Below are 10,465 nucleotides of genomic sequence, written 5' to 3'. Positions count from 1 at the left end.
GGGCCGGCCCAGGGCAGCGGCGGCGGGGGCGGGCCCCCGGGGAGCCGGAAAGGGGTGGTGCTCTCCATCTCCATCAGCCGGTTCTGCGCCACCGCCAGCATCACGGCGAGCCTGCCGTCGAATTCGTCCTCGGCGACCTTCACCCGGAACAGCGGGTCGTTCGGGTCGTTGTGCCGGCGCCAGTTGCGCCACAGCACCCGGCTGAGGTCCTGCCAGATCGTCTCGTCGCCGGTCTCCTCGTCGGAGGCGTGGCAGGGCACCAGGACGCCGGTGGCGGGGCGGTTCTGGGCGTCGTAGTCGGCGAGGGCGGCCCGGTAGGTCCCGGTGCGCACGGCCCACGGGTCGACCAGCAGGATGCTGGTCTGGTTGTTCTCCAGGGTCTCGTCGAGGCGGCCGCTCAGCCCGTCGTCGACGACCTCGATGTTGCTGGTGTACCCCTCCTGCACGATCACCTTCTGCGCCCGGTGGGCGACCGTCGGGGTCTTCGGCGGGTGGTACGGCGTCCACTCCCGGGGCGAACGCCCGTAGTACTCGGCCCGGTTGCGTCCCTCCGGCAGTGGATCGGCGACCCCGGCGGCCAGGAAGACCTGGACGTGCCCGGTGCCCGGCGCGGCGGAGCGCTGCCCGGCCACCGGGAACAGACCACGCACGTCACTGATGTCGAGCCCCGGCGTGAGCGGCAGCCGGAAACGGTCCGCGGCGAGCCGCACCTTGGCCGCCACCTTCTCGACGATCGTGCGGTACGCGTCCCCCAGCGGGTCGGTCTTCAACAGGTGCAGCAGGCCGTACCTGAGATACTCCTCACCCATGCCGACCTCGTTGTACTGCAGACTGGCCACCTCGTCGGGCAGCTCGCCCTCCACCGGCATCCACACGACCGGGACCAACGCCGGAACGTTGGGTATGTCGGTCTCCTGGCGGTACCGCTCGAGCCGCTCCCAGAACGCCGTCCACTCCTTGCCGCAGTACTCGCTGCTCAGGTACGACGGCGAGTACAGAGCGACGAAGGCACGGCAGTGGCCGACCGCTCTGCCCAGCACCCGGGACCAGTTCGCGCCCAGCCCCAGCCCCTCGACGTCCCGGAACGGCGGCTGTGCCGACGGGTCCGCGCCGATCCGGCGGAGCTCCTTCGCGAGATCGTCGTAGAACCGCTTCACGAACGCGTCGCGATCGTCCTTCCGCGCATAGCTGAGGAAGAAGTACGGCTCCTGAACCAAGGCGCCCCCCGATACCTCCCTGGCCGACCTGACAGTATGACACCTCCACGCCGAAGCACCCGGGTCATACCCACGCCGGTGGCGCCTCAAGCCGTCGCTACGGCCCGGGCGGAGCGACGGCCCCGGTCAGATCGAGGACTCGAATGCGGCGTAGGGCACACCGGCCGGGTCGACGGCCTCATCGACCACACGTCGCAGCAGCGCGCCCAGCACGGTGTCGGGGAGCTCGTCGAGCAGCTCGTCCAGCGTGTCCATGCCCAGGTCGGTGACATCGAGCAGGCATGAGTCGATCCGGGTGCTGGCGTCCATCGGCTTCCTTCACACGCACACAAGCATGCGACGGCGAACCGTGGCACGCGATACGTGCCGAACACTAGGGGATTCGGTTTGCGTGCACCACAACCCACGCGTTCTCCCCACCGCCTGCTCACCGACCGGCGTCCTGGTCCGGGGCGGATGCGGCACACTGGACGTTTGGCCGGTGAGGTCGGCCGCAGGGAAAGGGTGCCCGCGTGAATGGTCCGCTGATCGTCCAGTCCGACAAGACACTGCTGCTCGAGGTCGACCACGAGCAGGCCGACGAATGCCGTCGGGCCATCGCCGCGTTCGCGGAGCTGGAGCGGGCGCCGGAGCACATCCACACCTACCGGGTGACCCCGCTGGGCCTGTGGAACGCGCGCGCGGCCGGGCACGACGCCGAGCAGGTGGTCGACGCGCTGGTGCAGTACAGCCGGTATCCGGTGCCGCACGCCCTGCTCGTGGACGTCGCCGAGACGATGGACCGTTACGGCCGGCTCACGCTCAGCAAGCATCCCGCGCACGGGCTGGTGCTGACGACCACCGACCGGCCGGTGCTGGAGGAGGTGCTGCGGTCCAAGCGGATCGCGCCGCTGGTCGGCGCCCGCATCGACCCGGACACCGTCGCCGTGCACCCCTCCGAGCGCGGACAGATCAAGCAGACGCTGCTGAAGCTGGGCTGGCCGGCCGAGGACCTCGCGGGGTACGTGGACGGCGAGGCGCACCCGATCGGGCTCGCCGAGGACGGCTGGGCCCTCAGGCCGTACCAGAAGCAGGCCGTGGAGAACTTCTGGCACGGCGGGAGCGGCGTCGTCGTGCTGCCGTGCGGGGCCGGCAAGACGCTGGTCGGCGCGGGCGCGATGGCGCAGGCGCAGTCGACGACGCTGATCCTCGTCACCAACACCGTCTCGGCCCGGCAGTGGAAGCACGAGCTGGTAAAGCGGACCTCGCTGACCGAGGACGAGATCGGTGAGTACAGCGGGACGCGCAAGGAGATCCGGCCGGTCACCATCGCCACGTACCAGGTGCTGACGACGAAGCGGAAGGGGATCTATCCCCATCTGGAGCTCTTCGACTCCCGGGACTGGGGCCTGATCGTCTACGACGAGGTGCATCTGCTGCCGGCGCCGGTGTTCAAGTTCACCGCGGACCTGCAGGCGCGGCGGCGGCTGGGGCTGACGGCGACCCTGGTGCGCGAGGACGGCCGGGAGTCGGACGTGTTCTCGCTGATCGGCCCGAAGCGGTTCGACGCTCCGTGGAAGGAGATCGAGGCACAGGGGTACATCGCCCCGGCCGACTGCGTGGAGGTACGGGTCAATCTCACCGACTCCGAGCGGCTGGCGTACGCGACAGCCGAGCAGGAGGAGAAGTACCGCTTCTGTGCGACGACCGCGACCAAGCGGAAGGTGACGGAGGCGCTGGTGCGCCGGTTCGCCGGTCAGCAGATCCTCGTCATCGGCCAGTACATCGACCAGCTCGACGAGCTGGGCGAGCACCTGAACGCCCCTGTGATCAAGGGCGAGACCTCCAACGCGCAGCGCGAGAGGCTCTTCGACGCGTTCCGGGAGGGCGAGATCAGCGTGCTCGTCGTTTCAAAGGTGGCGAACTTCTCGATCGACCTGCCGGAGGCGACGGTCGCCATCCAGGTGTCGGGGACCTTCGGGTCCCGGCAGGAGGAGGCGCAGCGGCTCGGCCGGGTCCTGCGTCCCAAGGCCGACGGACACCAGGCGCACTTCTACTCGGTCGTCGCCCGCGACACCATCGACCAGGACTTCGCCGCCCACCGCCAGCGCTTCCTGGCGGAACAGGGCTACGCCTACCGGATCGTGGACGCGGACGAGATCCTGCAGCCCGAGGAGGGTTAGGGCGGGGCCAGGGCCCGGGCGTCACTTGCGGCGTACGCCCGCTTCCTCGCCGTACTCGCCGAGGATGACGACGTCGAAGGCGGCGCCCGCGAAGACGCGGATCGCGCGCAGGGCGCTGCCCAGACGGTGGGTGGGGTGGGCTCCGGAGAGCGGGGTCGCACCGGACGGGCGACCGGGGGCTGGGTTGATGGTCGCTGCACTCATGTATCCATGGTGGCTCTTCGTGCATAAAGGGGGCATCGGCCCAAGGTCCCCATTCCCTGTGCTACCTGGGTACGCCTTGTGGGTGAGGCATCCGCCGGGGGATGGAGGGGTGATCCCCTAGGGGGCCGAGGGCCCGAGGGGTACGGCGGCTCCCGGCGCCGGAAATTCATTGGCAGCCGCGCGCACCGCTCACCTAGAATCTCCGCTCTTGCCCGCCTCCCTCGACGGAGCGCCGCCGCCCGGACGGAAACCGGTCGGCACATCGCAGCAGCAGTCACCCGGCCCGCAGCACCTTCGGAGGCACCCCCTTGTCCACGTCCGTCGACGACCCCCTCTCCCGCGAACGCGCCCATCTCGCCGACTCCCGCGCCGCGCTGCGCGCCATGCGCGAGGACGTCGAGTCGCTGGACATCCGCGACGTCACCGCCAACTGGGTCAACGCCGAGGTCCTGGCCCGCCAGATCGACGAGCGGATCAAGGCGCTGGCCGACCTCAGCGACACCCCGCTGTTCTTCGGCCGCCTCGACTACCTGCACTCCCCCGGCGCCGAGCAGGCCGAGGGGGCGGACGGGGAACGCTTCTACATCGGGCGCCGGCACGTGCACGACCACGACGGCGACCCCATGGTCATCGACTGGCGGGCACCGGTCTCCCAGCCGTTCTACCGGGCGTCCAAGAAGGACCCGATGGACATCGCGCTGCGCCGCCGCTTCGGCTACACGCGCGGCGACATCACCGCCTACGAGGACGAGCACCTCTCCGACCCCGCCGAGGCGGCCCGCACCAGCAAACTGCTCCAGCAGGAGATCGAGCGTCCGCGCGTGGGCCCGATGCGGGACATCGTCGCCACCATCCAGCCGGAACAGGACGAGATCGTCCGCAGCGGGCTCGGCGGGACGGTCTGCGTCCAGGGCGGCCCCGGGACCGGGAAGACGGCGGTCGGTCTGCACCGGGTCGCCTATCTCCTCTACGCCCACCGGGAACGGCTCGCCCGCACCGGCACGCTCGTCATCGGACCGAACCGCTCCTTCCTGCACTACATCGAGCAAGTGCTGCCCGCCCTGGGCGAGTTGACCGTTCAGCAGGCGACCGTGGACGACCTGGTGGCGCACGTCGAGATCACGGGCCGCGACGACGCGGCGGCCGCGGTCGTCAAGGGCGACGCGAGGATGGCGCAGGTGCTGCGGCGGGCCGTCTACGCGCACGTGACCATGCCCACCGAACCGGTCGTCGTCGTGCGCGGCTCACGCCGCTGGCGCGTCCCGGCGTACGAACTGGAGGACATCGTGCGGGAGTTGCTGGAGCGCGACATCCGTTACGGCGCCGCCCGCGAGGCCCTGCCGCAGCGCATCGCGCACGCCGTGCTGGTGCAGATGGAACGGTCGGGCGAGGCGCCGGACGACCGGGTGCAGGACGCGGTGGCGCGCAACACGGCGGTGAAGGCGGCCGTGAAGGAGATCTGGCCGCCCGTCGACCCGGCGAAGCTGGTCCTGCGCCTGCTCACGGACGCGGACTTCCTCGCCGTACACGCGGAGGGGATCCTCACCGAGGAGGAGCAGAAGACGATCCTGTGGGAGAAGCCCGCGCGCTCGGTGAGGTCCGCCAAGTGGTCGGCGGCGGACGCCGTGCTGATCGACGAGGCCACGGACGTCGTCCAGCGCACGCACTCCCTCGGGCACGTGGTCCTGGACGAGGCGCAGGACCTCTCCCCGATGCAGTACCGGGCCGTCGGCCGCCGCTGCACCACGGGCTCGGCGACCGTCCTCGGCGACCTCGCGCAGGGCACGACCCCGTGGGCGACGCGGAGTTGGGACGAGGCCCTCGCCCACCTCGGCAAGTCCGACGGCGTGATCGAGGAGCTGACGGCCGGTTTCCGCGTCCCGACGGACGTCATCACCTACGCCTCCCGCCTCCTCCCGCACATCGCCCCCGGCCTCACCCCGGTCGCCTCGGTCCGAGAGAACCCGGGTTTCTTCGCGGTGCGGGAGATCACCGGTACGGCCGAAGTCGTCGCCGCCTGCGAGGAGTTGCTCACCAATGAGGGCTCCACGGGCCTGATCGCCGCGGACGCCCGGGTACCGGCGCTGGCCGAGGCGCTGACGGCCGCGGGCATCGGCTACCTCGCCCCCGGCGAGGAGACCACGGCCGAGACCCGTCTCACGCTGGTCCCGGCCTCCCTCGCGAAGGGCCTGGAGTACGACTACGTGGTCCTCGACGAGCCGCGGGCGGTGGTGGACGGCGAGCCGGACGAGCGCACGGGACTGCGCCGCCTGTACGTGGCCCTGACCCGGGCGGTCTCCGGGCTGATCGTCACCCACGCGGCCCCCCTGCCGGCCCAGCTGGCCGGCTGAGGCCGCCGGGGCCGGGTCAGGGGGCGGCCGCGGCGACGCAGAACTCGTTGCCCTCCGGGTCGGCCATCACGACGTGGTGACCGTCGACCTCCGTGAGCACTTCGCCGCCCGCCTCGACCAGACGCCAGGCCTCCGCCCGGATCCGCGCCCACCGTTCCTCGGGACCGCCGTGTCCCGGCACCCTGATGTCGATGTGGAGCCGGTTCTTCGCCGTCTTGGGCTCGGGCACCTTCAGGATGGACAGACGGGGGCCGACGCCGTCGGGATCGCACAGCCACGCGCCGTCGCCCTCGTCGTCCTCGGGCAGGTCGAACTGGGCGAGCCACTCCTCGCGGGTCGCGAAGGGCGGGGGCGGCGGCTCGTCGACATAGCCCAGGGCGGTCTTCCAGAACGCGGCGAGGAGCTGGGCGTCCGCGCAGTCAAGCGTCAGATCGATTCTGGCTGCCATGACAGGACCGTACTGCGCGCCTCTGACAGAGCGGCTACGGACGCGCGAGCTCCGCGTCCCTGGGCAGGTCCACCGAGCTGCGCCACTCCCGCACCGCCCGCGCCGACACCGGCGCCTCCCAGCCGCCCGGTCGCGCCGCCCCGCCGATGTGGAAGGCGTCGACGCCGGCCGCCAGCAACCGCGGCAGGTGGTCCAGGCGCAGACCTCCGCCGACCATGACCCGCTGCTCGTACCCGGGCTCGCCCTGCCGGGCGGCCTCGGTGAGGAGGGTGGGCAGGCCGTCGTCCACCCCGGTGGGCGAGCCGGCCGTCAGATAGGTGTCCAGTCCCGGCAGCCCGTCCAGCTGCTTGCGCAGGGCGTCCCGGTCGGCGGCGCGGTCGATCGCCCGGTGGAAGGTCCACGGGCAGCCGTCCAGCTCGCCCACGACCCGCTCCACCGCGCCCAGGTCGACGCCCCCGTCCGCGTCCAGGAACCCGAGGACGAATTCCTCGGCGCCCGCCTCCCGCATCTCGCGTGCGACTCGGGCCACCCGGCCGGCGTCCCCCGCCGCGAAGCCGTCCGTCAGACGGAGCATCACCCGCAGCGGGATGCCGACGGCGGCGCGGATCGCGGTGACGGTGGCGGCCGACGGGGTGAGGCCGTCGGCCGCCATGTCGGTGACCAGTTCGAGGCGGTCCGCGCCTCCGGCCTGGGCGGCGACCGCGTCCTCGACGTCGAGGGCGATCACCTCCAGGACTGCACGCTTGCTCATGGGACCCCATTCGTCGTTGGGCGGGTGGTACGACCCTCACACAGGTCTAGTCCAATTCAAAGACTACGCCCCTGCCCCCGCCCGCACGACGACGCCCCTCAGCCGAAGATGTTCAGCTCGCCCGCCTCCACCCCGGCCAGCTCGAAGTCCAGCCCCTCGAACGGACGCCCCGCGTAGAGCCGTACGAGGGTGGCGGCGTCCCCGATGAACCGCGCCGGCGTCCGCTCACCGCTCGCCTCGCCCAGCCGCAGCGGCTCGTCCATGTCGTCGAGGTCGGCGTGCAGCGGGACGTGGGCCTTCTCCCGGGTGATGCGGGCGAGGAGGGCGAGGGCGTCCGGAAGTCCCGGACCCGCGTACGCGCCGGGCTCGCCGAACACGTCCCGTACGTCCCCCGCGTGCACCCATTCCCCGAGCGCCACCATGTCCAGCACCCCGCCGGCCTTGGCGATCACCGGGCCCGCCTCGGTCATCCCGCGCTCCAGCTCGTCGACGACCTGCTGGTTCGTCCAGTCGGCGCGCTCGGCGATGTCCCGGTCGTTCGACTCGGGCGAGAAGACGCCCTTCTCGAAGCGGCTCTCCACCACCCGGCTCAGCGCCGAGGAACAGTGCGCGAGCACGTCCCGCACGCTCCAGCCGGGACACGCGGCCGCAGGCAGGGCGAAGTCGGCGTCGGGACGGGAGCGGAGCAGCGGTATCAGGGCGTCCCGTTCGAGGATCAGCAGGCGTCCGGGCAGGTCGGGGTCGCGTACCTCAGCAGAAGTCATGACCACCACGCTAGGGGTGTCGGCGCCGGTCACGGGAGAATGACGGCATGGCCGATCTCGACGCCCTGCGCAGCCGCTGGACCCGCGCCCTGGAGGGAGCCCGCGGTGCGTCCGCGGGTCCCGATCCCGCGCCGTACGCCGACAACCTGCTGGCCCGCTGGCAGGAGCCGCAGCGGCGGTACCACACGCTCGCCCACCTCACCGCGGTCCTGGACCACATCGACGTCCTGGAGAAGTACGCGGACGACCCGGACGTGGTGCGGCTCGCGGCGTGGTTCCACGACGCCGTCTACCTTCCCGACCGCTCCGAGAACGAGGAACGCTCCGCCCGGCTGGCCGAGCGCGCCCTGCCGGAGGCCGGGGTGCCGGAGGAGAAGACGGCCGAGGTCGCCCGCCTGGTCCGGCTCACCGTCACCCACGATCCCGCCGACGACGACCGCGATGGGCAGGTGCTGTGCGACGCCGATCTCGCGGTCCTCGCCTCGCCCCCGTCCGCGTACGCCGCCTACACGACCGCCGTCCGCGAGGAGTACCACTTCGTGCCGAACGACGCCTTCCGCGAGGGCCGTTCGCAGATCCTGCGTCAACTCCTCGATCTGCCGAGGCTGTTCCGCACGCCGTACGGGCGGGCCGAGTGGGAGGCGACGGCCCGCTACAACCTCGCCGCCGAGCTGGAAATGCTGTCGCTCGGCGAGGGCGGCGAGTCGTAGCCTGCGGGCATGCGAAACGTGGGCGGGGAGTACGTGACCGAGGCCGTCGCCGGCTGTGTGGAGACGCTGCGGCCTGCCGTGGGCCGGGACTGGACGGCGATGCGGGCCGCCGGGCTCGAGTGGAGCGTGCACGAGACGGCGTTCCACATCGCGGAGGACCTCGTCGCCTACGCCGCCAACCTCGCCGGACTCGCCCAGGACGCCTACGTCCCCTTCGAGATCAGGCTCGACGACGGCACCGACAACGCGGGCCTGCTGCACGTCATCGAGGCGACCGGCGCCCTGCTCTCCGCCGCCGTGCGCACCGCGCCCCGAGAGGCCCGCGCCTTCCACCCGTACCCCTTCCGCAGCGCGGGTCGCGAGGGCTTCGCGGCGATGGGCATCGCGGAGGTGCTGCTGCACACGCACGACGTGGCGGGCGCCCTGGGCCTGACGTACGAACCCCCGCAGTACCTGCCGGAGTTCGTCCTCACCCGGATCTTCCCGCACGTCCAGCCCGGCCCCACCCCCTGGGAGACCCTGCTGTGGGCCACCGGCCGCGGTGAGCTGCCCGGCCGTGCGCGGCTCACCGAGTGGCGCTGGAACAACAACCTCGTCCACACCACCGAGCGCCTCACCCTCCAGGGCATCACGCCCGCCGCCGCCCGGGATCTGGTCATGGGCGGCGACGGCGGGTTCCTGTGGCTGGAGGGCGGCCCCTTCGAGGGCACCCGGGAGGCCGCGAGCTTCCTGCTCAAGGCGTACGAAGGGGGCGTGCACCGGCCCGAGTTCGGCGTCTTCGCCCTCGTCCGCAAGGAGGACGGCCAGGCGATCGGCGGCATGGGCTTCCACGGCGTGCCCGACGAGGACGGACGCGTGGAGATCGGCTACGACCTGGTCGAGGGCGCCCGCGGCAACGGCTACGCGACCGAGGCGCTGGAGGCGCTCAGGGCATGGGCGTTCGCCCGCGAGGACGTCACCTCCCTGTTCGCCACCGTCGACCGCGACAACCTGCCGTCCCAGGCGGTCGTCACCCGCGCCGGCTTCCGCAAGGTCAGCGAGGGCCAGGACGGCCTCCTCGCCTACGAACTCCCCCGCTGAACCCGCCCCTTGCGCCGCCGCAGCCCGGCGCCGTACAGCAGTCGCACCACCTCGCGGCTGCTGACCTCCACCGCGCCCGCCGCCACCACCTCCGCGTACCGATGGGAGGGGATGTCGTAGTGGTCGCGTTCGAAGGCGCGGCGGGGCACGCCCAACGCGTCCGCGAACAGGCGGAGTTCGTCATAGGAGACGTCGCTGATGAGGTGGGACCACATGCGGCCGTGGCCGGGCCAGTCCGGCGGGTCGATGTAGAGCGTCACGACGGGCGCGTCCCGCCGGGCGCCGAGCCCAGTGCGCCCACCGCCGCGACCTTCACGCCCGCCTTGTGGCAGACCCAGTGCGGATCGGGTCCCAACTCCGGCTCGACCTCCAGCGCGTGCGGGTCGCCGGAGCCGCAGACCGGGCACAGCGGCCAGCGGCCGTACGTCTCCAGCAGGGCGTCCTGGACGTCCTGCGCGACCAGACCGGCGACATAGGGCGCGCCCTCCGGCCACTGCTCCACCCACCAGCGCCGCTGGACGACGGACTCCTCGACCATCGAGACCACGTCCGGCGCGGCCACCTCGCCCGCGGCGAGGTCGCTGAGCACGAGGGCGCGTGCCGCGTGCAACGCCTGCTCCAGGGGGCTGACGGGGGTGTCGGAGGGATCGTCCATGCATCCATTGTGCGCACTCTTGACCGCGACCCCGGGCCGAAAATATCTTTCAGGAGTGACCCAGGACGTGAAGGAAATTTTCGCCGCCCGGGGCGCGGGGACATCCGCCCCGCCCGCCCCCGC

The 10,465-nt window shown here is 71.9% G+C and carries 12 protein-coding genes; 4 read left to right on the top strand and 8 right to left on the bottom strand.

Features of this window, described 5'->3' with window-relative positions; translation table 11 throughout:
- Both fsxC and fxsA read right to left on the bottom strand, forming a co-directional pair.
- On the bottom strand, positions 1–1,217 hold a 1,217-nt coding region (gene fsxC / locus GRC12_RS36360), incomplete at its 3' end, for an FxsC protein (RefSeq protein ID WP_208784327.1).
- Positions 1,218–1,343: 126 nt separating this feature from the next.
- Entirely contained in the window at positions 1,344–1,526 is a 183-nt protein-coding gene (gene fxsA, locus GRC12_RS36355) for an FxSxx-COOH cyclophane-containing RiPP peptide (protein WP_208784324.1), read from the bottom strand.
- Positions 1,527–1,729: 203 nt separating this feature from the next.
- On the opposite strand from fxsA, the gene GRC12_RS36350 reads away from it, so the two are divergent.
- The gene (locus tag GRC12_RS36350) at positions 1,730–3,379 is read left to right on the top strand and encodes a DNA repair helicase XPB (RefSeq protein WP_208784323.1); all 1,650 of its coding nucleotides are present in this window, start codon (positions 1,730–1,732) and stop codon (positions 3,377–3,379) included.
- Between the two features lie 21 nt (positions 3,380–3,400).
- On the opposite strand, the gene GRC12_RS36345 is transcribed toward GRC12_RS36350, so the two are convergent.
- Positions 3,401–3,583 (bottom strand): hypothetical protein, encoded by a 183-nt coding sequence (locus GRC12_RS36345; RefSeq protein ID WP_207929857.1) that lies wholly within the window; start codon positions 3,581–3,583, stop codon positions 3,401–3,403.
- A gap of 308 nt (positions 3,584–3,891) precedes the next feature.
- Here GRC12_RS36345 and GRC12_RS36340 point away from each other — a divergent pair, with 308 nt between their 5' ends.
- Positions 3,892–5,934 (top strand): HelD family protein, encoded by a 2,043-nt coding sequence (locus GRC12_RS36340; RefSeq protein WP_208784322.1) that lies wholly within the window; start codon positions 3,892–3,894, stop codon positions 5,932–5,934.
- A 16-nt stretch (positions 5,935–5,950) separates the two neighbouring features.
- Here GRC12_RS36340 and GRC12_RS36335 read toward each other — a convergent pair whose 3' ends face one another.
- The 3 genes from GRC12_RS36335 to GRC12_RS36325 all read right to left on the bottom strand — a co-directional run bounded on the left by GRC12_RS36335 (position 5,951) and on the right by GRC12_RS36325 (position 7,897).
- Positions 5,951–6,382: a VOC family protein gene (locus GRC12_RS36335; protein ID WP_208784321.1), complete on the bottom strand. Its 432-nt coding sequence runs from the start codon at positions 6,380–6,382 to the stop codon at positions 5,951–5,953.
- A 34-nt stretch (positions 6,383–6,416) separates the two neighbouring features.
- Positions 6,417–7,133 (bottom strand): copper homeostasis protein CutC, encoded by a 717-nt coding sequence (locus GRC12_RS36330; RefSeq protein WP_208784320.1) that lies wholly within the window; start codon positions 7,131–7,133, stop codon positions 6,417–6,419.
- 98 nt (positions 7,134–7,231) lie between these two features.
- Positions 7,232–7,897 (bottom strand): maleylpyruvate isomerase family mycothiol-dependent enzyme, encoded by a 666-nt coding sequence (locus GRC12_RS36325; RefSeq protein ID WP_208784319.1) that lies wholly within the window; start codon positions 7,895–7,897, stop codon positions 7,232–7,234.
- A 47-nt stretch (positions 7,898–7,944) separates the two neighbouring features.
- Between GRC12_RS36325 and GRC12_RS36320 the strand changes: the two genes are divergently transcribed.
- Positions 7,945–8,607, top strand: coding sequence for an HD domain-containing protein (locus GRC12_RS36320; protein WP_208784317.1), 663 nt, complete (start codon positions 7,945–7,947; stop codon positions 8,605–8,607).
- 9 nt (positions 8,608–8,616) lie between these two features.
- On the top strand, positions 8,617–9,687 hold the full coding sequence (locus GRC12_RS36315; protein ID WP_208784316.1) for a GNAT family N-acetyltransferase: 1,071 nt from the start codon (positions 8,617–8,619) through the stop codon (positions 9,685–9,687).
- Here the strand turns inward: GRC12_RS36315 and GRC12_RS36310 are convergent.
- Both GRC12_RS36310 and GRC12_RS36305 read right to left on the bottom strand, forming a co-directional pair.
- Positions 9,669–9,947: a DUF4031 domain-containing protein gene (locus tag GRC12_RS36310; RefSeq protein WP_208784315.1), complete on the bottom strand. Its 279-nt coding sequence runs from the start codon at positions 9,945–9,947 to the stop codon at positions 9,669–9,671. The two genes, GRC12_RS36315 and GRC12_RS36310, sit on opposite strands and share 19 nt — an antisense overlap.
- Positions 9,944–10,342: a hypothetical protein gene (locus tag GRC12_RS36305; protein WP_208784314.1), complete on the bottom strand. Its 399-nt coding sequence runs from the start codon at positions 10,340–10,342 to the stop codon at positions 9,944–9,946. Before GRC12_RS36305 ends, GRC12_RS36310 begins: the two co-directional genes overlap by 4 nt.
- Positions 10,343–10,465 lie beyond the last annotated feature (123 nt).

It is taken from the genome of Streptomyces griseorubiginosus (assembly GCF_017614965.1).
Taxonomy (GTDB): domain Bacteria; phylum Actinomycetota; class Actinomycetes; order Streptomycetales; family Streptomycetaceae; genus Streptomyces; species Streptomyces griseorubiginosus_B.
This window is presented reverse-complemented; position numbering and strand designations above follow the sequence as displayed.